This is a genomic window from Paenibacillus sp. Y859, from assembly GCF_056786405.1.
In genome coordinates this window covers 189,353-215,256 of the sequence record NZ_JBXCIZ010000001.1, presented here as the reverse complement: position 1 = coordinate 215,256, position 25,904 = coordinate 189,353, and the positions used below count along the sequence as shown (strand labels likewise).

General features: G+C 40.4%; 25 protein-coding genes. 17 read left to right on the top strand and 8 right to left on the bottom strand.

The features are described 5' to 3' along the window. Positions 1-7: 7 nt before the first annotated feature. The gene (locus AC1TO8_RS01155; protein WP_482053787.1) at positions 8-889 is read left to right on the top strand and encodes a hypothetical protein; all 882 of its coding nucleotides are present in this window, start codon (positions 8-10) and stop codon (positions 887-889) included. Between the two features lie 140 nt (positions 890-1,029). Here AC1TO8_RS01155 and AC1TO8_RS01150 read toward each other — a convergent pair whose 3' ends face one another. Beyond that, on the bottom strand, positions 1,030-3,426 hold the full coding sequence (locus tag AC1TO8_RS01150) for an S-layer homology domain-containing protein (protein WP_482053786.1): 2,397 nt from the start codon (positions 3,424-3,426) through the stop codon (positions 1,030-1,032). 296 nt (positions 3,427-3,722) lie between these two features. Here AC1TO8_RS01150 and AC1TO8_RS01145 point away from each other — a divergent pair, with 296 nt between their 5' ends. Together AC1TO8_RS01145 and AC1TO8_RS01140 are read left to right on the top strand one after the other, a co-directional pair. After that, positions 3,723-4,064 (top strand): cupin domain-containing protein, encoded by a 342-nt coding sequence (locus AC1TO8_RS01145; RefSeq protein WP_482053785.1) that lies wholly within the window; start codon positions 3,723-3,725, stop codon positions 4,062-4,064. Positions 4,065-4,351: 287 nt separating this feature from the next. Beyond that, positions 4,352-5,392 carry a hemolysin family protein gene (locus tag AC1TO8_RS01140; protein ID WP_482053784.1) on the top strand — a complete coding sequence of 347 codons (1,041 nt, stop codon included), beginning with the start codon at positions 4,352-4,354 and terminating at the stop codon, positions 5,390-5,392. 96 nt (positions 5,393-5,488) lie between these two features. Here the strand turns inward: AC1TO8_RS01140 and AC1TO8_RS01135 are convergent, their stop codons facing one another. Then, the gene (locus AC1TO8_RS01135; protein WP_482054470.1) at positions 5,489-5,821 is read right to left on the bottom strand and encodes a helix-turn-helix domain-containing protein; all 333 of its coding nucleotides are present in this window, start codon (positions 5,819-5,821) and stop codon (positions 5,489-5,491) included. A 184-nt stretch (positions 5,822-6,005) separates the two neighbouring features. Between AC1TO8_RS01135 and AC1TO8_RS01130 the strand changes: the two genes are divergently transcribed. Next, positions 6,006-6,266, top strand: a complete 261-nt coding sequence (locus AC1TO8_RS01130) for a hypothetical protein (protein WP_482053783.1) — start codon at positions 6,006-6,008, stop codon at positions 6,264-6,266. A gap of 199 nt (positions 6,267-6,465) precedes the next feature. Here AC1TO8_RS01130 and ilvB read toward each other — a convergent pair whose 3' ends face one another. The 3 genes from ilvB to AC1TO8_RS01115 all read right to left on the bottom strand — a co-directional run bounded on the left by ilvB (position 6,466) and on the right by AC1TO8_RS01115 (position 9,507). Further along, positions 6,466-8,163: a biosynthetic-type acetolactate synthase large subunit gene (gene ilvB, locus AC1TO8_RS01125; RefSeq protein ID WP_482053782.1), complete on the bottom strand. Its 1,698-nt coding sequence runs from the start codon at positions 8,161-8,163 to the stop codon at positions 6,466-6,468. 155 nt (positions 8,164-8,318) lie between these two features. Next, positions 8,319-8,660, bottom strand: coding sequence for a helix-turn-helix domain-containing protein (locus tag AC1TO8_RS01120; RefSeq protein WP_482053781.1), 342 nt, complete (start codon positions 8,658-8,660; stop codon positions 8,319-8,321). Between the two features lie 58 nt (positions 8,661-8,718). Then, entirely contained in the window at positions 8,719-9,507 is a 789-nt protein-coding gene (locus tag AC1TO8_RS01115) for a TerC family protein (protein ID WP_482053780.1), read from the bottom strand. 725 nt (positions 9,508-10,232) lie between these two features. On the opposite strand from AC1TO8_RS01115, the gene AC1TO8_RS01110 reads away from it, so the two are divergent. The 10 genes from AC1TO8_RS01110 to AC1TO8_RS01065 all read left to right on the top strand — a co-directional run bounded on the left by AC1TO8_RS01110 (position 10,233) and on the right by AC1TO8_RS01065 (position 19,844). Then, the gene (locus tag AC1TO8_RS01110) at positions 10,233-11,282 is read left to right on the top strand and encodes an ABC transporter substrate-binding protein (RefSeq protein ID WP_482053779.1); all 1,050 of its coding nucleotides are present in this window, start codon (positions 10,233-10,235) and stop codon (positions 11,280-11,282) included. 94 nt (positions 11,283-11,376) lie between these two features. Beyond that, entirely contained in the window at positions 11,377-12,291 is a 915-nt protein-coding gene (locus tag AC1TO8_RS01105) for an ABC transporter permease (protein WP_482053778.1), read from the top strand. Further along, positions 12,291-13,085, top strand: a complete 795-nt coding sequence (locus AC1TO8_RS01100; protein ID WP_482053777.1) for an ABC transporter ATP-binding protein — start codon at positions 12,291-12,293, stop codon at positions 13,083-13,085. The genes AC1TO8_RS01105 and AC1TO8_RS01100 overlap by 1 nt, the downstream gene beginning before the upstream one ends. Then, complete coding sequence (locus tag AC1TO8_RS01095) at positions 13,086-13,754, top strand: SGNH/GDSL hydrolase family protein (RefSeq protein ID WP_482053776.1); 669 nt, start codon at positions 13,086-13,088, stop codon at positions 13,752-13,754. Positions 13,755-13,858: 104 nt separating this feature from the next. Continuing rightward, positions 13,859-14,902, top strand: a complete 1,044-nt coding sequence (locus AC1TO8_RS01090) for a LacI family DNA-binding transcriptional regulator (RefSeq protein ID WP_482054469.1) — start codon at positions 13,859-13,861, stop codon at positions 14,900-14,902. Further along, positions 14,899-16,062: a Gfo/Idh/MocA family protein gene (locus AC1TO8_RS01085; RefSeq protein ID WP_482053775.1), complete on the top strand. Its 1,164-nt coding sequence runs from the start codon at positions 14,899-14,901 to the stop codon at positions 16,060-16,062. Before AC1TO8_RS01090 ends, AC1TO8_RS01085 begins: the two co-directional genes overlap by 4 nt. 44 nt (positions 16,063-16,106) lie before the next feature. Then, complete coding sequence (locus tag AC1TO8_RS01080) at positions 16,107-16,838, top strand: ThuA domain-containing protein (protein ID WP_482053774.1); 732 nt, start codon at positions 16,107-16,109, stop codon at positions 16,836-16,838. Positions 16,839-16,861: 23 nt separating this feature from the next. Continuing rightward, on the top strand, positions 16,862-17,968 hold the full coding sequence (locus AC1TO8_RS01075; RefSeq protein WP_482053773.1) for a Gfo/Idh/MocA family protein: 1,107 nt from the start codon (positions 16,862-16,864) through the stop codon (positions 17,966-17,968). A gap of 365 nt (positions 17,969-18,333) precedes the next feature. Next, positions 18,334-19,173 (top strand): sensor histidine kinase, encoded by an 840-nt coding sequence (locus AC1TO8_RS01070; protein ID WP_482053772.1) that lies wholly within the window; start codon positions 18,334-18,336, stop codon positions 19,171-19,173. Then, positions 19,170-19,844: a response regulator gene (locus AC1TO8_RS01065; RefSeq protein ID WP_482053771.1), complete on the top strand. Its 675-nt coding sequence runs from the start codon at positions 19,170-19,172 to the stop codon at positions 19,842-19,844. The genes AC1TO8_RS01070 and AC1TO8_RS01065 overlap by 4 nt, the downstream gene beginning before the upstream one ends. A gap of 72 nt (positions 19,845-19,916) precedes the next feature. On the opposite strand, the gene AC1TO8_RS01060 is transcribed toward AC1TO8_RS01065, so the two are convergent. Further along, positions 19,917-21,281, bottom strand: a complete 1,365-nt coding sequence (locus AC1TO8_RS01060) for a TrkH family potassium uptake protein (protein ID WP_482053770.1) — start codon at positions 21,279-21,281, stop codon at positions 19,917-19,919. Positions 21,282-21,418: 137 nt separating this feature from the next. On the opposite strand from AC1TO8_RS01060, the gene AC1TO8_RS01055 reads away from it, so the two are divergent. Continuing rightward, entirely contained in the window at positions 21,419-21,979 is a 561-nt protein-coding gene (locus tag AC1TO8_RS01055) for a GNAT family N-acetyltransferase (protein ID WP_482053769.1), read from the top strand. Positions 21,980-22,051: 72 nt separating this feature from the next. Here AC1TO8_RS01055 and AC1TO8_RS01050 read toward each other — a convergent pair whose 3' ends face one another. After that, positions 22,052-22,804 carry a stalk domain-containing protein gene (locus tag AC1TO8_RS01050; protein ID WP_482053768.1) on the bottom strand — a complete coding sequence of 251 codons (753 nt, stop codon included), beginning with the start codon at positions 22,802-22,804 and terminating at the stop codon, positions 22,052-22,054. Positions 22,805-23,039: 235 nt separating this feature from the next. Here AC1TO8_RS01050 and AC1TO8_RS01045 point away from each other — a divergent pair, with 235 nt between their 5' ends. Next, entirely contained in the window at positions 23,040-24,668 is a 1,629-nt protein-coding gene (locus tag AC1TO8_RS01045) for an S-layer homology domain-containing protein (protein ID WP_482053767.1), read from the top strand. Between the two features lie 109 nt (positions 24,669-24,777). Further along, positions 24,778-25,530, top strand: coding sequence for a type I methionyl aminopeptidase (map, locus tag AC1TO8_RS01040; RefSeq protein ID WP_482053766.1), 753 nt, complete (start codon positions 24,778-24,780; stop codon positions 25,528-25,530). 130 nt (positions 25,531-25,660) lie between these two features. Here the strand turns inward: map and AC1TO8_RS01035 are convergent, their stop codons facing one another. Then, positions 25,661-25,813, bottom strand: coding sequence for a hypothetical protein (locus AC1TO8_RS01035; protein ID WP_482053765.1), 153 nt, complete (start codon positions 25,811-25,813; stop codon positions 25,661-25,663). Positions 25,814-25,904: the final 91 nt, after the last annotated feature.

The window sequence follows — 25,904 nt, the reverse complement described above, 5'->3', positions numbered from 1 at the left end:
GGCAGAGATGAAGAGATTAGGAATCTTACTATTGTTATTACTTTCGTTACTTCTTCAGGCTTGTGGTCAATCCATTAAAGTGGAAGAAACAGCGCAGTCGTTCTCTACTTTATATCAGGAAGCATCCGAAGGTGAAGAGGTTGAAGCAGGAGAAGAGCCTGAACAAGCTGAACAAGCTGAATCCATCTCGATAGAAAATAATAGTTCAGAAGATTTGGTGAATAATACCGTTTCTGAGTCGGAGTCAGCAACTATAAAGGCTAGCAAGATTGAGAACATAACGGAAGATCAAGTTGAAGTGAAAGAAACAGAAACAGAAAAAGACAAAGACAAAGACAAAGACAAAGACAAAGACAAAGACAAAGACAAAGATATAGCAGCAGACCAAGTAACTAAACTAGTAGCAAGTTCACTACAGAAAGATGTTGTGAAAAAAGACACTGAATCCACACCAGAGGATAGTTCAATCACAGCCAAAAGTGAAGTGAAGCATACAGTGCCAGCTAAGAGTACATCAACTGGGAACACTAGTATAGGCTGGTCAGAATTTTTCGATGGGGAGGACCAGACGACACCTTCTAATCGATTCTGGGACTTGAAAGGATCGACGGTCACGATCAAAGGGTTCATGGGTGAAGTACTTTCTTTTGACAAGCATTGGTTTCTGCTTATTCCAGAGCCCGGTGCTGAATGTCCATTTGATAATGGTGATGAGACGTATTGGAACAAGATCATGATTGTATTTGTACCTGATGACGTGAAGTTAAGATATAAATCTGGACCGTTACAAATCACGGGACGACTGGATACAGGCATAAAGATCGATGAATCTGGCTATAAGACGATGTTTAGAATATATGATGCTTCATTCGAAGAGATGAAAGAGTAGTCAGTAATAGCGAGTACTCCGGTTAACATGGACAAAATCCCCTAGGTACGGAAGTTCCGCACCTAGGGGATTTTTATAAATATAGGGAAGTATAAGTTTTCGTTACATTTATCTTTAATTGTGTAGATTACAATTAGGTATTAACGCTGACCAATTGCTTGGTCAGTCCTACCTTGGATCTCGACAAGTTTCATAATAACGGTAGCAGCTTGTGCTCTGGTTACCGTTTGTTGTGGATTGAATTTACCATTCTCACCTTGCATTAGGCCTAGCTTAGTAACAACTGCAACAGCACCTTTGTTACTGATGGCTTTGGCATCACTGAATTGGCTAACGGTCGTATCATTCTGCAGATGTAAGGCTAATTTATTATAGTTTACAATGGATGTCAATAGAACGGCTAGCTGTTCTTTAGTTAGTTCGTAATCCGGTTGTAAAGTACTGTCGTTCTTAATCCATTGACGCTCCACGGCATATTTCACAATGCCATAAATAGAATGGTCTGGATCTATACCGGCAACTGACTTTTGTTCTGCACTATAATTGTAGCTATCATAATAAGGTGTTATGGATTTAACGATCATGGATAGCCAATCGGCTACGGTAATCACTTCATCAGGTTGTATCTTTCCATCTTGATCAGGTGTCAGGATACCGTAGTCAACGAGAGTGGTAAGTGCCTTTTCTGCCCCATGACCTAACAGATCTGTTGGCGTGATGGTACCGTTCGCTTTCCCGATGTTCTCATATTGAGTTACCCATTTACCAGTGACAGCATCTAGAACTTGATAGGATCTAATGGGATCGGTAGGTTCAGGAGTATAGACTAGTTTTAGCTCCATTTTCGTATTTGCATTGCTATAGATGTACCCACCAAATCGTGAATACTGTAACTTCATTGCATATAGGTTTAGATAAGACTCTAGAGCTTCTTCTTTAGATACCTTAATGACCGGCTGATCTATGACCTTTTCCAATCCAGCATTTCGATATGCTGAATAGGATTGCAGCCTTCCGAAGATATCAAAGATGATGGTTACTGTGCTATCACCTACTGGAGTTCCTTTGTAGAAGCGTTGGAACTCATAACGGTATTGATTGCTTTCCGCTAAGAAGTTCCAGCTATCTTCATGGTCAATGATCTTTAATTCTTGACTAGCATTAGCATATAACTGGTTGATCAAGTCGATAGATCTTTGCTTAGCGGATTCTTTGGATAGCTTTGTGAGTCCATTGGGGATAGTGACGTTCTGTTTCGATCCAGTTTCACCGAAATCATTGATTCGGAATCCTATTATTTCACCAGTATCTGCATCAACCTCGGCGTTATAATAAGTCTGCTGGCCAGAATATACATTTTCTCTCCAGTTTAGATTCCATATCTTCTGCTCAGAGTTGTAATAATAAGGTGAAAGTGATTGGTGCTGTAATTTGAAGTCACCAGGTATCACAAAGACTTTCTGAACTAGTTGAGCTGCCTCTTCACCACTGAGTTGGGTCTTATTGCTTCGAGTAATGAATTTGTCTTTGGTCTGAGGAACGTCTGAATACGTAATAGATGTCGATGGAATCGTAGTACCCTCGATGGATAATCTATTTCCTGTCAAAGCATCCATAGAGTAGGTCGAGTTAGGGGCTGGGCGATAGCCAAGTATCCAGTCTGTTTTCTGATTGTTTTTACGAATTGGAATATAGTATAATCCAACTTCTAATTCATCTTTGAATCGCTTATTAGCTTCAGCCTCACTAATCTTTGCGACAGATGATGGATAACTCATAGATTCAGAAGGTTTAGAGAATTGCACGACATGACCATTGGAATTAATAGTTATATTCAGAGCATCCGCTTGAGAAGGAATTCCGTTCTTCTTTATTGTGAAATAGAATGAATATTGAACAGGTCCGAATAAGGCTTGATTCGCATATCCATAATCTACATCATTCACTTGAAGATCACCTATTGAAATCGATGGGGCTGCTTTAGCAATAAAACTTTTGGCTTCAATTAAAGCTTGTTCTTTAGACAACTTTGGGGGATAGTACGCTTCTTCACTCTCAAGAGGGAATGAAATGTATGTACTGATTAAATCCCCTGTAATAGCATCCACTTGACTATTGAACCCATAACCGGAAGTGCCTACCTGATAACTCCATTGAATGTCCCAGACCATCTGGTTCTCAGGGGCAGGGTAGGTATTGTTATTACCTAAGGTGACATTCGTTGTTTCGGCATTCTTTAGTGCTGGAAATAACTCTCTAACCTTTGCAACTGCCTTTTCTTTTGTGAATTTAACTTTCGCGGGATCTGGTGTTGCAGCTTCAGAAATGACCATTTCTCCAGGAGCGATGGCTAATCTCATACGATCTGTCATGACCGCATCAGAGCTCGATGAAGTTCCAGATACAGATACAGATGAAGTTGTAGTCACAGAGTCGGCAAAAGCAAATCCTTGTGGCATGAGTAAAGTACAGGTTATCGCTCCAAGTAGGGCGACTTTAGAAGTGCGGTGAATGGTACGAGTAGATCTTTTTAACAATACTGCTCATCCTTTCAAAGTTAAAATATAGATATTAATCCAGATTACATCTATATAGACGCGATCACCAATAGAATGGTTATGCCAAGTCTAAGTATATTTTTAAAAATACAAATGTATTCACGAACACGATGACTCACATTAATTGAGAACAGTTCTCAATTAATGTGACCTAAATCACAATGACGTCTTCATAACTCGATTAAGATGACATTAGGTTCTAAACAAGAATTTTATTAGCATGAAGTTAGTTGAAATATGAACGAAGACAATATCATAAATCGGAGGTTATCATCATGGAAAAGAAAGAGTTACAACCGATCAAAGAATATCTAGAAGATAAATTCACTAAAAGAATTCTGTTCAAAAGTGGTGGGAGTGTTGTCTTTGTACTAAACTTTATGCCTGGACAAGAGCTACCATCACATCAACATCCTGGGGCATCCGTATTTATTCTAGTACTTGATGGAAGCGGGACGGTTACGGTGAATGGAGAAGATACCCATCTAGTTAAGGATGATGTCATCTCATGCGAGGGGGACGAGCATTTCTCTTTCAAAAATACAGGCAATGCTCCGACCAGTCTCTATGTCGTTCTAAGTAAAATTCCAGATGAAAGATATGCTCAGAATATATAAGGAAATGGGTATCTGCTAAATAATACTTCCAGAGGAAAGACTGCTTGATGGTCTTTCTTTTTTTGTATAATAAATGTGACACCAAATACGAAAAGCAACCATTCAATACCGACTTTTTGAAATTGAATAATTAGTTGGTATAATTAGGGCAGTATATATTCGAAAAGCCTAAGGAGGTGACAAGATAATGGATGATGATCCAGGTGATAGTTGGTATTATTTGAGAATGTAGTACTCCATATGAAATTTAGGGTGGAACTAAACTAAATCATATGGAGGGAATACAATTGCTTATTAATCTTGTTGTGCTATTTATACTTATATTAATAAATGCATTCTTTGCCGCTTCTGAGATGGCCTTAATCACGATAAATGACAATAAGGTTAAAGCGATGGCTGATACCGGTCATAAAAAATCAATACTATTGCAAAATCTCTTGAGCGAACCAAGTCGGTTTCTGGCAACGATACAAATCGGAATAACGCTAGCCGGCTTTATGGCAAGTGCTTTTGCAGCAGAGAGCTTTGCTGGCGGATTTGCACTGTTATTTCATGAAATGGGAATCCCAATTTCTTTACCGTTATTAGAGACGATCTCACTGGTTGTGATCACACTCATCCTATCCTATTTCACATTAGTACTGGGTGAGCTGGTTCCCAAGAGAATTGCTATGCAAAAGGCAGAGGCTATCTCATTGTTCGTGATAAGCCCCCTGACGATTCTGTCGAAGGTATCATCACCATTTGTTAAATTATTAAGCATTTCAACGAACCTGGTTGTTCGAATGCTAGGTATGGATCCTAATGCAGATAAAGAACAAGTGACAGAAGAAGAAATTCGTATGATGGTTGACGTAGGTAATGAGAATGGAACGATTCAGGGATTAGAAAAAGTGATGATTAACAATATTTTTGAATTAGATAATAAATCAGTTTCTGATATTATGATCCATAGAAATCGTGTGGTGGCTATTCCGCTAGATGCATCACTTAAGCATATTACGAATCTTATTATTATGGAGAAATATAGCCGATTTCCAGTATATGAGCATGATATTGATAATATTGTGGGAATTCTCTATGGTAAAGATTTGATTCGTTATTTGAAGAATGGTACAGATACTGATTTATTTGATATCAAGAGAATCATCCGTAAGCCATATATTACCCTTGAATTCAAAGGTGCCGATAAATTATTTATTGAAATGCAAAAAAACAAAGTTCATATGGCCGTTGTTATAGACGAATATGGTGGTACAGCCGGAATAATCACTGTTGAGGATATACTCGAGGAAATTGTAGGTAATATCTTTGAGGAGAATGATTAGGAATAAAAGAATAGAAGTAACTGATAACGATAATAATATGGGGCTGTCTCAAAAGTCATACCAATGACTTTTGAGGCGGCCCCTCTTCGTTATTTCTTAGTCCATTTGATCAAGATGAGTAAACATAACCTCAAGCATATTCAGGGCCATTTGCTGTTCATGTAACGAGCGTTCTTGCAATAAATTTGTAACTTTATGAATAAAAAGGTTGTCATTCATCTTGAGGGACTCGAGAAGTAGTTCATCAGCAGTGACTTCTAATTGATTGGCTAATTTAATCAGGGTCTCGAGAGTGAGGCTTCGTTCCCCACGTTCAATCTGTCCTATGTAGGCATGAGAAACGTCGATCTTCTCCGCCAATCTTTCTTGGGTTAAATTATGTTTAAGTCGTTCTTGACGTAACCGCGATCCCAATTGCATATAATCCATCAATTATCACCCTCCACCCTAAACATTAGTGAAAGGTTAAGGAAAATTTAATATACTGTTAGTTTCAATGTGTTTACTGATAGTTTCATATGGTATATAATTACTATAATGGGTTGTTATTTAATAGCTCATATGATTGTTTTTTGATTTTTCGCTCAGCTAATCTATGAAAGGAGAATGAACATTGAAATGTCTACAATGTAACTTTGAGAACAGTGATACAGGGAAATTCTGTGATCATTGTGGAATTCTATTGTATGCATCGTATAGAGCGCAGATAAGAAACAATAAAGTGAGAACAGAAGAAGTTGCAGCAACGTTACCAATTCTACCAATGAAGAGAAAAAGAGACCAAACCTTAAAAGCGCTACGTATCGTAATATTGCTCATAGGAATGATCCTGTTAGTTATGATCCTTATGAAGTTCTTCATGCTTACTACTTAGGAACAAGCCTAATACACATCATCATCTTTGAAAGGGAACGAGATAGTTCCACTGAATATCCCAGACCATCTGATTCGTAAGAGCAGGATCGGGTGTTGCAGATACGGATACAGTTCCAGTGCCAATGTCAGCAACAAGAGGGACATTCCGAGCTGATAAAGCAGACAGATGGATGTCCCTTAATTGTTCAATCTCCGTACTATTCAGGAAAAATCATATCACTATTACTTTGTCCGGGTGGAACGATCGGATAGACATTCTCTTCTTCAGTAACGTCAAATTCCATAATGACAGGACCAGGGGTGGAGAAAGCGAGTTGTATAATGTCTTGTGCTTCAGTTAATGTATGTGCTCTTAGACCGGTAGCTCCATAAGATTGTGCGAATCTCACATAATCGGGAGATGAGAGTCGAACAGAAGAATAGCGACGTTCATAGAATAATTCTTGCCATTGTCGTACCATACCTAAGTAACCATTATTCAGAATAGCTACTTTGACAGGAAGTTGGTAATCTACCGCCGTCATCAATTCTTGTAAATTCATTTGAAAACTTCCATCACCACTAATACATACTACTTGCTTATCTGGTGCAGCCAATGACGCTCCAATAGCCGCCGGGAACCCATAACCCATCGTTCCTAGTCCACCTGAGGTTAGAAATGATCGTGGATAATTGAATGCATAATGATGTGCCGTCCATATTTGGTGTTGCCCAACATCCGTAGTGACAATCGCGTTTCCATCTGTCATCTCATCGATTAGCTGAATCACCTTCTGAGGTTGCAACATACTATTCGAATGATCAAAGCGAGGAACCCTCTTTTGCCACGAGGAGGCTACGGATACCCATTGTTTCGTATCTCCTTGTGGGTGATGTTTCATGAGACGAGATACAACTTCTGAAATATTCCCCTCAACAGGTAGCTGTACAGATAAATTTTTATTCAACTCTGCAGCATCAATATCGATATGAATCTTATATGAATGGGGTGAGAATGACTTCATCTTGCCTGTTACACGATCACTAAAGCGAACTCCTAGACTAATGAGTAGATCGGCTTGATGAATCGCTTTGTTAGCAGCAAATGTACCATGCATACCAAGCATGCCTAAATGGAGCGGATGATTGGAAGGGAAAGCGCCTATACCCATAAGGGTACTCACAATAGGTATTTGGGCGGATTCAGCCAGTTCACGTACGATGGTGGATGCGCCGGATGAAATAACGCCACCCCCACACATGATGATAGGCTGTTTGGCTTGATTAACTTTCTCCACAATGTGGCGGATTGTCAGCTCGTCGATTAGTGGATTGGGATCATATCCTCTGATTTGTATCGGTTCCTCTGGCTGGATAAACTGCGCATAGGTGTTCATTATATTTTTTGGTAAGTCAATAACGACAGGACCTGGTCTTCCAGTATTAGCGATGTAAAAAGCTTCTTTTAAAATTCGTGGTAGTTCGGTTACATCCATGACCATATAGTTATGTTTCGTGATATCCATCGTCATACCATATATATTGACCTCTTGGAAGCTGTCGCGTCCAATCAGATCTGTGGAGACTTGGCCTGTTAGTATGACCATAGGTATCGAGTCCATATAAGCTGTTGCGATTCCAGTGATGGCATTTGTTGCTCCTGGGCCAGACGTAACCAAGGCAACACCTGGTTTACCAGTAACTCTAGCATACCCATCCGCAGCATGAACTGCGGCTTGTTCGTGTCTCATAAGGATATGTCTAATCTCGTTGCATTGATAAAGTGCATCGTAAATTGGAAGTACGGCTCCACCTGGGTAACCAAAGATGGTATCAACTTGTTGTAGTAGTAAAGCTTCTAACAAAATGTCTGCACCTAACAATGTGTGTGGGTACTTCTGTATATTTGACCCCATGAAGTATCATCTCCTTCTCCATATTCGCTTCTGTATAGTTTATATTTTAGAGTGACAAGTTAAAGTGATTCTGATCATAATGTTCCGTATATAATAAGGGGCTGTCCCAAAAGTCATAACAATGACTTTTGAGGCAGCCCCTCTTCATTATTTCTTTACTTACTAGAGTCCATTTGATCAAGATGAGTAAACATAACCTCAAGCATATTCAGTGCCATTTGCTGTTCATGAAACGAGCGTTCTTGCAATAATTTTGTGATTTTCTGAATAAAATGGTTGTCTTTCATCTTGAGGGACTCGAGAAGTAGTTCATCAGCCGTGACATCTAATTGATTTGCTAATTTGATCAAAGTCTCGAGAGTGAGGCTTCGTTCACCGCGTTCAATCTGTCCTATATAGGCATGAGAAACGTCGATTTTCTCCGCCAATCTTTCTTGTGTAAGATTATGCTTATGTCGTTCTTGACGTAAGCGCGATCCTAATTTCATATAATCCATCTTTTATCATCCTCCACCCTAAACAGTAGTAAAAGGTTAAGGAAAATTTAATATACTGTTAGTTATGCTCCTCATATAGTTCTTCATTCTTGCTGCTTAGGAACCAGCCTAATGTTGCGATTGAGATAAGTACGGCATAGAAGGTAATTTCCCAAGCAGTGCTATGTGCAAATGATTCAGATACAATGGCCAGGGATGGGTGAGCAAGGGTGATCACAGCGAGCTTAACGCCCACCCAACCGACAATGATGAAGGCAGCAACTTCTAGACCAGGACGAGAATGTAGTAACTTCACGAAGTAGGATGCCGCGAAACGCATAATGATCATTCCAACTAAACCTCCAGCAAGAACAACTAAAAATTGTCCACCATCCAATCCTCCAATTCTCGGAAGTGAAGTTTTCGGCAAGGTTACTGCTAATGCTACAGCTGCTAGAATAGAGTCTACGGCAAAAGCAATGTCAGCTATCTCAACTTTAATAACAGTGAGCCAGAAGCCAGCATTCTTCTTCGGTTGTGTTGAACCGTCGGGCAGCACTTCTTCTGTTTTGTTTTTTTTGAAAACCATTTTTCTTACAATATGATTTGCGGCGATGAATAATAGATAAAGGGCACCGATAGCCTGAACCTGCCAAATGTCTACTAAGTATGAGATAACGAACAATGAAGCGAAGCGAAACACAAATGCGCCTGCCAAGCCGTAGAAGAGTGCTCTTTTACGCTCTTCATCTGGAAGATGCTTCACCATAATTGCTAACACAAGCGCATTATCTGCTGCAAGTAAGCCCTCTAATCCAACCAGTACAAGTAATACCCATCCATACTCTAATAATAAACCGAAATCCAATGTTATTTCCCCCTTGTTTATATTTATGCATGAAGTATAACCATCCCAGCATGCGGTTAACACCAAAAAAGACCTTTACCAAAAAAGTAAACGCCTTTTAAAAAGGGCCTACTTCTTGGTAAAGGTCTCGCTAACAGTTGTGAATTGTCAATAAAGCCGGAGAAGGATCTCTCGTATTGACGACTTTATTGTACAGCTACTCCCCTTTACAGGTAGAAGATATTTAATTATGAACTTTCTCTAAAAGAAAAACAATATAGGGAAATCATATATAATTTTTGACTTGATGTCAATGCGTATAAAAATAGGAAGATAGATCTTATGGATTTGTTTCTTGGAAATGTATGGTTAACAATTGATTGTTGATCGTTTTGTAGAGGATGGTCACGATGACTCTGCAGGTACTATTATTATTCATCACAAGAGAGCGCTTTCGATTAAATGAGCAGTACAGAGGGGCGAGAGGTATATAGCAATTGACGGATATTGTAGAGACATATATTATTAGGAATAACTTCTTATATTTCGGCAGAGACGGATACCTTAAAGCGATACGAAGTATTGCTAGCATCGGAAGCGTAAACTTCTTGAAAAAAAGGTATAACCGTTTCTGCTTGAGTCAAAGCTTTAGCGCGTTGTATCATAACTGCGGTGATGCTTGTCTGTTTTAGTTGATTACTGAGCAGTTTGTAATGAAATATGTACATTAGAAAAGGGGTTTTTTAATGAAGAAGAAACTATGGGTCTCACTTATGTTGTCTGCCATTATGATTCTAGCAGTGGCTTGCGGAAATAACGGGGCCAAAGGCACGAATGACACCACTGGAACGGACGTTGGAAGCAAAGATAATACGGATAAGAAAACTTACAAAATTGCCATTTCTCAAATCGTAGAGCACTCATCTTTGGATGCAACCCGCGAAGGATTCTTGCAAGCCTTGAAAGATGCCGGAATTACTGAGGGTGATAACCTAAAGTTAGATTATAATAATGCACAGGATGATCAAACGAATAATATGACCATCGCTCAGAAGATTAATTCGGGTGATGCTGATCTCGTTCTTGCTATTGCAACACCGTCTGCTCAAACGGTTATACAGCAAGTTAAGGATAAGAACATATTGTTTGCAGCTGTTACAGATCCCCTGGATGCTAAGATTGTAACTGATTTAGAGAATCCTGGAGGTCTTGTAACTGGGGTTTCTGATACGAACCCTGAAGCAATCGTCAAGCTGATGGATTTCATAGCGGGAAATTTCCCTAATGTAAAAAGCGTGGGAATCGTTATCAATGAAGGTGAACCGAACGCTGTGATGATGTCTAAACTGGCAGGGGAAGCGTTAGCTAAGCACGATATAAAGCTAGTTAAAGCTGCGGTTACTAATACATCTGAAGTGAAACAGGCAGCAGAATCGTTGATTGGTCGTGCAGATGTCTTTTATATTACATTAGATAATAGGGTAGTAAGTGGTGCAGAAGCGATCATTCAAGTAGCCAATGAGAAGGATATTCCGTTCTTCTCCAGTGATCGCGATACGGTTGAGAAGGGTGCATTTGCAACAGTTGGATTCAAATATTTCGATCATGGTTATCAAGTGGGTCAAATGGCCGTGGATATTCTGAAGAATGGTAAGAAACCTGGAGATATGCCAGTGGGCATGCAAGAGAAGTTGGATCTGATATTGAATTTAAAAGCTGCGGGTGAACAAGGGATCGAAGTAACGGATGAAATGAAGGCACAAGTAGAAGATGCAGAGGAAAACATTATCCAGTAATAATAGTTTGAATAGGTACTACTCAGAAATTATTGTTATGGAGTGGCCGATGTGAATCGACCACTCCCTTTACGTCTAAGAGGAGGTAATCATAATGATCGACTCATTATGGGGTGCGTTAGAGTCCGGGATGTTATATGCATTTATGGCACTCGGAGTATATATTACATTTCGAATTTTGGATTTTCCAGATTTAACGGTTGACGGTAGCTTCACAACAGGGGCAGCCATTGCGGCAGTGATGATTACTCATGGATATCCACCTATTTTGGCTAGTTTTTCGGGTTTTGCTGGGGGAGTCGCAGCTGGAGCCTGTACAGGCCTATTGCATACAAAAGGTAAAATTAATGGGCTCATGTCCGGTATTCTGATGATGATTGCCCTGTATTCCATTAATATGAGAATTATGGGTAAACCTAATATCTCGGTTTATGGATTGAATACGATATTTACTTCAGTAAAGCCACTCGTGCTTATACCGATTGTTGTCATCATCGTGTTAGCTTTATTGGGTCGCTTTTTATATTCAGATCTGGGACTAGCATTAAGAGCTACTGGTGATAATGATCGGATGATTCGAAGCTTTGGTGCAAATACTGATCTGACCAAAATTATCGGTATTAGTCTAGCGAATGGATTAGTAGCACTTTCGGGGGCATTACTCGCTCAACAATCTTCTTTTGCTGACTTATCTGGAGGCGTAGGAATGATCGTCATTGGGCTAGCTTCTGTTATTATTGGGGAAGCCGTGTTTGGAGCTAAAAATGTCATTCATCATATCATTTCCGTCGTTCTTGGTTCTATCATTTACCGTGTTGTTGTCGCACTCGCACTTCGGGTTGAATGGTTAGAAGCTTCAGATATGAAGCTTATTACCGCTATTATTGTTATCGTGGCACTCGTGCTCCCATCGACTCGACGTGTGATGAAGCAGAAGAAGATGGCTAAGAAGCGTTCGGCTGAAATATTGGATATCGGTCAAGATCAAACGATGGGAGGTGGGGTGTAATGCTTCAGTTAAACCATGTAGCTAAATTGTTTAATCCAGCCACACCTGATGAGAAAATTGCTCTATTTGATATACAATTACATTTGAAACCAGGTGACTTCGTCACAGTTATTGGAAGTAATGGCGCAGGTAAATCTACCTTAATGAATATTATTTCCGGCGTAATGAAGCCAGATACAGGAAATGTCAAGATTGAGAATCAAGACATCACTTACTTACCAGAGTACAGTCGGAGTCGTTGGATCGGTCGAGTATTTCAAGATCCGATGGCAGGGACCGCTCCTTATATGACCATCGAGGAGAATCTTGCTATGGCCTATGCACGGGGCAAGAAACGCGGGCTCGCTTTAGGAGTGAAAGCTAGTAAACGAGCGTTGTTCCGTGAACAGTTGTCACGTCTTGGTATCGGGCTTGAAGAGCGACTTCATGCAAAAGTGGGAATGCTCTCAGGTGGGGAGCGTCAGGCTCTAAGTCTACTTATGGCTACATTCACGAATCCTCAAATCTTACTGCTTGATGAACATACCGCAGCACTAGATCCTTCTCGGGCAGAATTAATTACCCGATTGACGGATAGTATCGTGCGAGAGATGAATCTGACAACGCTGATGGTTACTCATAATATGGAACAGGCTATCCGTCTAGGAAATCGTCTTATTATGATGGATAGTGGACGAATCATATTAGATATTGATGAAGAGAGAAAGAAAGATCTAACTGTCGAGCAGTTGCTTGGTGAATTCGAACAAATAAGTGGACATAAATTGTCTGACGACCGTCTAGTACTCGGTTAAATGAAGATAGGGAGTGTTGTTATGTTCAATAAAGATGCAAGAATTTTATTTCAAGGGGATTCGATCACCGATGGAGGACGCGGTCGGGAACAAGACATTAATCATGATATGGGTCACGGGTATGCTTTTCTTATCGCAAGTCTCTTAGGTTATGAACAGCCAGGACAACAATATCGGTTCTTCAATCGAGGTATAAGCGGAAATCGGATTGTTGATTTATTTGGACGTTGGCAAGAAGATACATTAAACCTTAAGCCGGATGTGTTAAGTATACTTATTGGCGTAAATGATGTAGGTAGGGGGTTCTCTGCGCAAGCTGGAGTATCCGCAGTTAAGTATGAGAAGGTGTATGAGTTACTAATCGAAGAAACCAAATCCCAATTGCCGGATATTGAATTTGTTATTTGTGAGCCATTCATTCTACCAGCGACGGGGAAAGTGAAGGATAACTGGAAAGAATGGAACGATGAAGTTCGCCAAAGACAAGAAGCTGCGAAGAGAATCTCTGAAACCTATGGCACCATTTATGTTCCGCTACAAGAGCCCTTCAATGATGCATGTCATCAAGCAGACGAATCGTATTGGATATGGGATGGTATTCATCCGACTCCAGCGGGTCATCAGCTTATTGCGAATGAATGGATAAAGAGCGTGAAGAATAGGAAGTAGCAGATCGAATTAAGTTGGGTGAAGATCCTTGATGTACTATTGACATCTGGATCATCACATGAGAAAATGTACGCGTGTACATCATTGAATAAGGAGGGCTTGTTATCGCATCCCGTAAGGAGGTTGCAAAGCTAGCTAAGGTGTCTGAAGCAACCGTATCAAGAGTGCTTAACAACGTTGGTCCTATAAAGGATGAGACAAGACAAAGAGTTATCGCTGCAGCAAAGGAATTGAATTATACTCCAAGCTCGCTCGCGCGAAACTTTGCTACTAGTAGAAGTGGGAACATAGGTGTCATCCTTCCTTATGTGCCTAAGGTCAATTTGTTCTCAACCTATTTCTTATCGGAAATACTGAGTGGAATTGGGAGTAAGTCTCACGAATATGGATATGATCTATTATTATTGTTCAGACCTATAGATGATGTGATGAACTATTCACAACTATTCCATACTCGTAAGGTTGACGCACTGATCATACTAGGTGCTAAAGATAATGAAGTGGAAATAGAAGCATTACAACAGTTGAAAAAGGAAAATAGACATTTCTGCTTAATTAACCAGCATTATGATGGAGAGACTTTCAGTGAAGTGGATGCCACTCATATGAAAGGGAGTTATGATGCTGTCAAACATCTGATTCATCAGGGATATAAAAGTATCGCCTTTATAAATGGGCCTACAGTATATTCCAACAGTCGAGATCGTTATGAAGGATATCAGCGAGCATTACAGGAACATGGATTAGAGGTTAAAGAGTCACTATTGTTCACAGGTAACTTTAGCCGCAAGAGCGGTTATATAGCTGCATCATCGGTTCATGAGATGTTGAATGATGTAGATGCTATATTTGCATCAAATGATCGAATGGCTATTGGCTTACAACAAGGATTAAGAGAACTTGGTATACCATGGAATGAGCTTCCGGGAATGGTAGGGTATGATAATTCAGATTCGGCTGAAGTGACAGCGCCTTCATTGAGTAGTGTTAAGGTACCTTTTTATAAAATGGGTCAAGTCGCTACCGAGAATCTATTGAACCGTCTACAACAATCGTCAGTAATGCTGGATGACTTCCGCATTCAACTACCGACAGAGTTAATCGTAAGAGAATCTAGTAGTGCCAAATCAAAGGAGGAATTGGAATGAAGCAACTTCGTATTGGTATGGTAGGATACAAATTTATGGGTAAAGCACATAGCAATGCTTATCGTGCACTTCCGATGTTCTTCCCAAATGCTAAACTGAAACCGAAAATGTCGGTCATCTGTGGGCGTGATGAGGTCGCAGTTCAACAGGCCGCTGAGCAATTTGGATGGGCAGAGATTGAGACGGACTGGCGGAAATTAATTGCACGAGATGATATTGATCTGATCGATATTAATGCACCTAGTAATGTTCATAAGGAAATTGCACTGGCTGCTGTACAAGCGGGGAAACATATTTTCTGTGAAAAGCCATTAGCGTTAACTTTAGCAGATTCTCGAGAAATGTTGGTTGCTGCTGAGAAAGCTGGAATTAAGCATATGATCGGCTTTAATTATCGCTTCACACCAGCTATTCAATTAGCGAAGAAGTTAATTGAGAGCGGTCGATTAGGAGAGATTTATCATTTCCGAGCGTGGTTTCTTCAAGACTGGATTATAGATCCAACTTTTCCATTGGTATGGCGCCTTCAGAAGGAGATTGCCGGTTCAGGATCGCATGGTGATCTAGGAGCACATCTTATTGATTTCGCACACTACCTAGTAGGCGACATGCAAGAGGTTATCGGCATGAGCGAGACGTTCATTCGTGAACGACCACTGGCTAGTGAAATGACCGGGTTAAGCGCCAAAGGAAGTACTGACGGTCCTATGGGAGAGGTCACAGTAGATGATGCAACGTTGTTCATGACTCGTTTTGTAAATGGTGCCATCGGGTCTTTCGAGTCAACGAGATTTGCTGCGGGACATCGAAGCACCAATTCATTCGAGATTAATGGTAGTAAAGGAAGCGTGAAGTTTGACTTCGAGCGGATGAATGAACTGGAAGTATATTTCACGGATGATGACGAGGACGTACAAGGGTTCCGACGTGTACTGGCAACGGATCCTGCACATGCTTATTCGGAAGCTTGGTGGCCAACTGGGCATACGATCGGATTTGAACACACGTTTACACATGAAATGTTGGAGCTTATGAATGCTATAGATGAAGATAGACAACCTTCACCGAATTTTCATGATGGAGTGAAATGTCAAGCTGTGTTGGAAGCGGTTGAACGTTCAGTCGAAGAGCGGCGCTGGGTATCTATTTCAGAAATGTAAACTAAAGAAGTAGAGTTTCAAAAAAACTTTTAGGAGTGTTCAATATGAGAAAAGCGCTAATCGTATGGGGAGGCTGGGATGGTCATGAACCTGAACAAGTTGCTCACGTATTCAAAGGTATTCTAGAGAAAGAACAATTCGATGTAGAGATTTCGGATACATTGGAATCATTTGCTGATCAAGAGAAGCTTCTTGGATTGGATCTCATTGTTCCTGTATGGACGATGGGTGAGATTAAGAGTGAGTATGCAGAGAATGTCCTGAAAGCGGTACAGAATGGTGTTGGGATTGCGGGTTGTCACGGTGGGATGTGCGATTCCTTCCGTACCAATGTCGATTGGCAGTTCATGACGGGTGGGCAATGGGTTGCTCATCCAGGAAATGATGGCGTTGAATACACTGTTAATCTGAAATATAGCTCTAGTATGCTGCTTGAGGGGATAGAGGACTTTCAGGTGAAGAGTGAGCAATATTATCTTCATGTAGATCCGGCGGTAGAAGTTTTAGCGTCCACAATGTTTCCCATTGTTCCAGGACCTCATTCTGCTAATGGAGCCGTTGAAATGCCAGTCGTTTGGACGAAACGATGGGGGAGTGGCAGAGTGTTCTACAATTCTTTAGGACATCATGCCGATATTGTTGAGATGCCACCGGTGACAGAAATGATGCGCCGTGGGTTCATCTGGGCAGCAGAGGGTAAATTAGTATCTGAACAAAAGAATGGTGCTTCGGCACAACATCAATCTTACACTGGAATGGTAGATAATAACTATTAATGCAATCGGGAGGAAACATCATTGTGGGAAAAATAACTGTAGGAATTATCGGGTGCGGGAAAATAAGTAGTATTTATATGGAAAACTGTAAGAAATTCGAGGTTATTGATCTAGTTGCATGTGCTGATATAGATATTCAAAGGGCTCAAGAAAAAGCTTCAGAGTATGATATTCCTAAAGCATATACTCCTGAAGAGCTGTTGGCAGATCCAGATATTCAATTGGTTATTAATCTCACAATCCCTGCTGTTCATGCTTCGGTATGTCTACAAGCATTGGAGGCAGGCAAGCATGTTTACGTGGAGAAACCACTTGCTGTCACGAGAGATGAAGGTCAGAAGGTGTTGCAAGTTGCTAAGGAGAAGGGGCTGCTTGTTGGATGTGCACCAGAAACGTTCTATGGAGCAGGTATTCAGACAGCCCTCCAACTTGTTAATGATGGCTTGATTGGTAAGCCTATTGCAGCTACAGCATTTATGATGAGTCGTGGTCATGAAGGATGGCATCCTGATCCTGAGTTTTATTATCAAGCAGGAGGGGGGCCAATGTTCGATATGGGGCCCTATTATTTAACGGCACTTGTTCAACTGCTTGGTCCAATTAAACGGATTACAGGAATTACAGGAAAGGCTTTAAATGAGAGAGTTATTACTAGTGAGAAGAAGAGTGGTAACGTAATTCCTGTTGAAATTCCAACCCATGTAGCAGGTGTAATGGAATTTGAAGAAGGAGCCATAGGAACTCTTATTATGAGCTTTGACATATTTGGTGGAAGTACTCTGCCTCCAATTGAGATTTATGGTACGAAGGGGACACTTCAAGTGCCGGATCCCAATAACTTCGGTGGAGTTGTGAAATATCGCCTAATGGGTGAGTCGGAATGGATTGAACAACCGCTATTATTTGGTTATATAGAGAATACGCGAGGAATTGCCGCGGCTGATATGGCATACGCCATCCAAAGTGGGCGGCCACATCGGGCAAGTGGGGAATTAGCATATCATGTGCTAGAAGCAATGTGGGCATTCCATGATTCTTCAGATGAACAGAAACATTATGACATGCAAAGTACATGTACTAGACCACGCCCTATGCAGCAAGATCTCGCACCTTTTACGTTAGATAACTGATTCCGGTATATAACAACCTCACTACGGCCTGTAACCCGTAGTGAGGTTGTTTGAGTGCATTGTTAAATGAATCCAGAAGCTAGATTGGAGTTCATTAGATGTATTTGCGAGGCTTATTCGTTATAATGAATCAACAACTCATGACAGAAGTCACGGGTGTTATGTTGGTGTTTACTTTACGTGAACGGTTAAAAATATAAGAAAGCATAAGTTTCACTTGAATCAATTTCATAATCGCCGATGCAGTTATATCGGGTTGCGTAATTATGAAATTGATTCTTGATACTCTATTCCTTATATTTCTGCTGAACCGGGTACCGTCCTTGAAAAAGGATGGCGAAGCCGTTTCTACTAGGGAGGGCAAGATGTCGTACAAACAGATAAAGTGGTTAATTCTATTTCTACCTACGTTAACCGTTGGTTTATGGGAGTATATAAGACACAGCTTCTTATTACCATCCATCTCCATGGAGATGGGTAATATACTGACACCTGTGATTGTGTATCTTATCAGTCTAACGTTATTGGTGCCTCTATTTCGGATGCTAGAACATAGCCAAGAGGAATTGAACCATGAACGTGCGGAGAAGACGGCATTTGAAGCGAGGGATCATTTGGCAAGAGAGCTACATGATGGGATGGCACAGTCATTATTTTTGTTGTCAGTACAATTAGATACTGCTCATTCTAAAAGAACCAACGCAGGGGACATTGAAGAAATACATGAAATTCGAAAAACAGTTCACGAAGTGGATCGATATGTTCGTCAAGCGATTACAAATTTACGATATCCAGCAACAATAGAGGATAATAGATATGAAGACACCATGAAAGCACGGATCATACAGATTGCAGAAGAGACATTAACTTTACAACCTGTTATTGAATGGACCATTCCCGATTCATGTTTAAATACAAAGCATAAAATTGAGATGCTAGCTTGCATTCGAGAAGCACTCATTAATATTACGAAGCACGCAAAAGCTACAACAGTTTCCATTCGTGGTGAAGGATCAGATCAATCATGGCATGTTCGTATACAAGATAACGGTGTAGGGATCAAAGAGGACCCCAATGTACATAAGAATCGTTATGGTATGAGGATTATGAAGGAAAGAGCGCAGGAACTGGGTTGGACAGTGTCCCTACCTAGCGTTGCTAACGGAACAATCATCGAGATTAGAAAGGGGATGACCAGATCGTGAGTTTATATCGTGTCATCGTTGTCGATGATTCACAACATGCGAGGGAAGCGATTACCGAAATATTAGCAGTAGATAGTGATTTTGAAGTCATAGGTGTGGTGTCAAGTGCTGAAGAAGCGATTGTCCTAACGGAGCGACTTATGCCTGATCTGATCTTAATGGATATTCATTTGAAGGAAATGGGTGGGCTTGAGGCAACTCGGATTATCAAATTACAATTTCCTTATGTCAAAATAGTAATGATCACTGTTTCTGATGACATAGCACATTTATTTGAAGCTTTGAAGCAGGGCGCACAAGGATATTTGCTGAAGAATCTGTCCCCATCAACGTGGTTGGAATATTTGCATGCCATCATGAGAGAGGATGCCCCACTTAGTCGGGAACTGGCTTTTCAAATATTGAAGGAATTTCCGACTTCCTTGGCTAGCGAGGAGCATATTCCGTTAACTGCTAGAGAAAGAGAAATATTAAATTGGGTTGCTTCAGGAATGACAAATAAGGAGATTGGAACGCAACTAGGGATATCAGATCTTACGGTTAAGAATCATCTGAAGAATATTTTACACAAGTTACATCTTGAGAATCGTGTGCAATTAACTCGTTATGCACTTGAAAAAGGATTGGTTAGTCGCAAGCAAGGATTGTTCTCTAAACGCAAACGTACTTGAATCTTCTCCTCTTGTGCCAAAAAAACTTCAAGATCCTATAAGGGAACTTGAAGCACTTTGGTGTTCTTTCATTTACCCAATCGTAATTTTACCTTCAGGATATCGGAACGATTCCTTTTTTGCCTTTGGAGTTAGAGCATAGGCTAATGTCAGAGGCCCAAGTCGGCCTAAGAACATAAGGAAGGTAATCGACCCCTTTCCAAAGGATGAAAGATCGGGCGTGATTCCCATAGAAAGACCACTTGTTCCAAAGGCTGAGGTCGTCTCGAATAGAAGAGTTAGAAATTGACGGTCTTCTGTGACAGACAATAACATGGTAAAGGCGATAACAAGCAGGAATGACAATAGTGTAAGTGTAATGGCCTTGTAGACGACATCCTTCGCAATTCGCTTGCGAAAGAATACAACGTCCTCTCTGCCTCGGGCCATGGTGTACACTGCACCAATGAGAATGGCAAAGGTAGTAACCTTAATTCCACCACCCGTTGAGCCTGGTGCTGCACCAATGAACATCCATATAATCATAAAGAACTGTGTGGACTGACGTAACATTGGGATGTCAAGTGTACTGATTCCACCAGAACGTGTTGTAACTGATTGTAATGCAGATGCGAAGATCTTGTCAGTTTGGCTCAGTGCTTGAAGCGTATGTACGTTTGTGTATTCGAAAATATAAATAACGATAGTACCCACCACAATAAGAGCAACGGACACTGTGAGAACGACTTTACTATGTAATAATAGTTTTCTCGATTTGCGAAATCCAAGAAGATCGGATATAACAATAAAGCCAATACCACCTAGAAATATGAGTAGCATAAGGATTAGATTAACAAACGGATCATTAACATAAGGACTAAAGCTACTAAAAGGTCCATGAATCGTTCCAAGGATATCAAAACCTACGTTGGTGAACGAAGAAATGCTATGAAATACGCCATAATACATCGCTTGAATGATAGGCATGTCCAAAGAAAAACGAATAGCTAGAAGTGCAGCTCCGATGAGTTCAATCGTCAGGGAGTAGAAGATGACTTTGCGCATTAATCGCACGATACCTTCCATACTTCCATGATTCATAGCTTGTTGCAAAATTAAGCGTTCTTTGATCGATATGCGCTTGTTAAATACTAGAGCAATTAACGTAGCCATGGTCGTAAACCCTAACCCACCAATTTGAAAAAGGCTTAGCATCACAATTTCTCCGAATAAAGATAGCTGTGTTCCGGGATCAATAACAGCAAGCCCTGTTACACAGGTGGCTGATGTAGCCATAAACAAAGCATCTACAAAGGATAATGCTACCCCTGTGGAAGAAGCGGCAGGTAGTGATAAGAGAATAGCGCCTATGAATATGATCAATGCGAAACCGATGACTAAAATTTTTGGAGGTGTTAATAGGTAGCGAAATAGCTTCCTTTTTTTTAATATATCCATTGCAAAACTCGCTTTCTAGAATGTCATTCTTATTATTATAGTGTACCCACCTTTCATAAAACAGTCCCTAATTCCCATTATTTTTTTTGATGGGTTATAATTTAAGTTCAACACGTAAAAGTATGGAGGAATATAAGATGTTAAGACCCGCAAAAAAAGAAGATGCACCATTCGTATCACGCTTGCTTTATGATGCCTTGCATGATATTGCCCATCAATTGACAGGTCAAGATCACGAAATAGATGCTCTAAATGTTCTAGAGAAATTTTTCGTTCAAGAAGAGGGACGTTTAAGTTATCAGCAGATTATAGTTAAAGAAGTGGATGGTGTAGTAGGTGGGGCTGTCGTATCTTACGCAGGCTCGGATGCTAACATATTGGATCAACCGATCGTTGATTACTTACGTCAATTAAAGAACGATTCAAGTTTCGTGCTAGATAAAGAAGCTGATGAGGATGAGTATTATATAGATACCTTATCTGTATCCCCTATATACGGTAGACGTGGTATTGGCACAGAATTAATGCTTGCTGTAGAGAGTGAAGCGAGAAAGAGACAATTCTCCAAAATAGCACTTGCCGTTATTAAAGATAATATTGGAGCCTACTACTTGTACCAAAGATCAGGATTTAAAGTAGACAAGGAGATCCCGATTAACGGTCACCTATACTATCATATGGTTAAGGCCCTTTATTAAGGTAAGCAAAAGCCCTGTCCACTTAAATGCTGGCAGGGCTTTTCTGTATTCAATGACTAGTGCTTCAGTTAACTACTTTTCTAACCAGCTTTCATCCCAAATGATATAGCCCTTCGATTTTTCTCCAGCTGGCCCCTTGAAAGTCACTTTTAGCTCAGTCGTATTTTTCGGCAATACCAGGACATTATCAACTAACGCATTGTCATTGATCAGTCCAGTTGCTAATGCTTGTCCCTCGTTGTCGGTAATAGTATAAGATCCGGTAACTGCTTTGTCAGTGACAGAGCTTTTAAATCCGATGAGCACGCCTACTTTAGTTGTGCCTGCTTTAACTTTAAAGGCTACACCTTGACCGGCACTATTCACACCACTAACCATAAAAGCTTCACTGTACTGTGTATCTCCAAACAATAAATCGTCCTTATTACGAGTGATTCCGTTAGTAGCAACACTCCATTTCACATGAGAGACATTGTCTACGCTAAACGGAACTCTTTCACCGGTGCTTGTATTACCAGATGTAGACGTTGTAGTAGTTAGTGAAATCCGTTGTTTCGCTGCATCCCAACCAACATCGACACCTGTAGCTTCAGCTACGGATTTAAGAGGGACGTATGTAGTACCTTTGTAGCTGATAGGAGTTAACTTGTTTCCATTAGGATCTTTCGGAGTCCAAGCCTCACCATCTAACAAAAAGGATATTCCATGATTCAAGTTCGCTTGGATTTTCTCTAATGTCGATGCTGCTGAAGCTCCTGCTGAAAATGTTAATAACAAAACAAGTGCCGATCCAATAAGTGCTGTTCTCTTCATTTTGATTTTCAAAATTTAATTTCCCTCCAATGTAATAATATGTATCATAGTCCCTCATAATACAACAGGTTGAAAATTTCGGCAAGGAGTGGTGAAACATTCCATGATCATAATCTTCTCATATAGTAAGAACGTCTATTCTGAACAACCTCTATAATTCTTCCATTATTTGATCATAAAAGCCTTTGCTTAATTTTGATAGGATAGAAGAGTTATCTATTCTATTAAAAAAAGCGAGGTTTTTCTCATGAGAATGAACCGATTATATAAGATGTTGACGCTAATGCTAATTGTAATGATATTTGTAGCGTTTACCACGATACCCGTCGCCATAGCAAAACCAATGAGTAGCGCATTACCTTTCGATGATATTACAAATAGCTATGCTCAGAAGGAGATTATTCGATTAGCTAAGCTAAATATTATTAATGGTAAGGCTGAGCGCACATTTGAGCCACAACAACCTGTGACGCGAGCCGAATTTATAACGATGATCGTTCGTCTATTACAATTAGAACAGGTAGATAATGATATTGCCCCCTTTACGGATGTTCGTAAAGGGAATTGGTATGCTGGTTGGGTACAGGCTGGGTTCAACTTGGGCATTGTGGATGGGACTAGTCTTAGGAGATTCGAACCTCAAAAATCGATTAGCCGGCAAGAGGTCGCGACGATTATTACTCGGGCAGTCAAGTTAAAGAAAACAGCAAATGATAGTTATCCTACTTTCGCTGATGCTGGTGATATCGCTAAATGGGCGGTACCTTATGTAACCATGATCGAGAAGAATAAACTTATGATTGGGCAAGGTAACGAATTTCGTCCAAATGATGACATGACTAGACAAGAAACGGCAGTCGTATTGGATCGGGTTCTGAGCAGTTCATTCGGAGTGGAGATTACGGAAGGACTATCAGAACCTACGATTCAGATGGGCTGGCAGTATGACAGTACAACAGCGGAATTTATAGATCAGATCAACGCTTCCAATATCAATACGTTGACTCCAAGATGGTATTTCTTACAGAATAATGGGATCGTATCAGATAAGACGGACTCCCAACTCCTAACTTATGCTAAACAACATCAGAAGAAAATATGGGCCATGTTCGGAAATCGTTCGGATGCCGAGTTAACACATGATATGTTGACTGATTCTACAATGAGAAGAAGCGTCATACAGCAATTGACTACGTCTGTGAGGAAATATGGTCTGGATGGGATTAATGTTGACTTTGAAAATGTAAATCCCGTGGATCGTCAGTATTTAACATCTTTTATAGTTGAGTTATCTTATGCACTACATAGGGAAGGAGCAGTTCTATCCATGGATGTATCCCCTGACCTTGGGAGTGATTGGACAGAAGCTTTTGATTATGCGAAACTCGGTGCCGCTGCTGATTATGTCGTTCTTATGGGTTATGATGAGCATTGGGGACAATCCCCGATAGCCGGGTCGGTATCTTCATTGCCATGGCTTGAGAAAGCATTGAATACATTGCTGAAATCTGTTCCTTCGAATAAAGTCATAGCGGCACTACCCTTATATACGCGTGATTGGTCTACATCTAAACAAGGTGTCTTGTCCGAGGATTTAACTTTGGAGCGACAGGGTCAACTTATCCGAAATTTACAAGCTAAGCTTGTATGGAATGATATAACAGGTCAGTTTATAGCCACATATACGAAACAGGGAACGAAGCATAGCATATGGGTGGAAGACAGTCGTTCGCTCTCACTTAAAGCTCAAATGATTGCTACTAAAGGTATTGCAGGGTATGCCTATTGGTATATGGGTTCGGAGACGCTTGATATTTGGTCTGCCCTGAGAAATGTTAGCAAGTTTTCATCCTATGAATCATTGGTGGATTTTTGAATACTTTGAGGATAAGATGTATAATTTTATATTAGCGACTTAAATTTTTTCACCATAGTGGAAAGTTTGGTTATAATAAGAAGACCATAATAGAATGAGGGATAAGAACATGATTACAATTAAGACGAAAGAACAGATTCAGAAGATGAAGCTTGCTGGTGATATATTAGCTGCGTGTCATCGAGAAATTAGCAAGATGATCGTTCCTGGAATTACAACATTGGAGATCGATCGATTCGCTGAACAATTTATAATTAAGAACGGGGCTACTCCTGAACAAAAGGGATACAATGGTTATCGTTTTGCGACTTGTGCATCCGTCAATGACGTTATTTGTCATGGATTTCCTTCTCATACGAAGTTAAAAGAAGGGGACATCGTGACCATTGATATGGTCGTCAATTTAAACGGATGGTTAGCAGATTCTGCTTGGTCTTACGCTGTAGGTCAAGTATCTGAGCAGTCACAGAAGCTTATGGATGTAACGAAGGAATCTCTATACAGAGGGATCGAGAAGGCAGTCATCGGTAATCGAATCGGAGATATTTCACACAGTATTCAAGTGTATGCTGAAGCAGAGGGTTTCTCTGTCGTTAGAGAATTCATTGGACATGGAATTGGTATGGATATGCATGAAGATCCCCAAGTTCCCCATTACGGACCGCCTAATCTAGGTCCAAGACTTAAAGAAGGCATGGTTATTACGATTGAGCCTATGATCAACACCGGGACTTATCGTAGTAAATTAGATGATGATGGTTGGACAGCAAGAACACTGGATGGTGGATTATCTGCACAGTATGAACATACGATAGCCATTACGGCAGAAGGTCCTATTATACTGACTGAGCAAGGTGTTTAAGATGACGGATTGTCCTTCCGATTGCTGTTGCCCTCCGATTTCTTGATTGTATACCGCATAGCGGTTGAAATCAGAGGACAAAGCATTTGCTTCCGAAGTAGCTTACCGTAGGCACGCTTGTAGGCGAACGCTACCGCTTCTTCAGGACAATTTCGTCATCACCATTCACTATTATAGCTGTAATAAGTACATCTAAAATCAACCCAATCTCTTGGAAGCTAACTTTAGTTGCATGGAGGACATCTAAATTACTGGAAACTCCACATTTCAGCGTTATTGTCATTTTTAACTGTAGTTTATACAACTAATTCTCTCTATCCCTACTTTTCCTGCTAATTAAATGTACTTTCTGCATCTATTTTAGCAGAAATGAG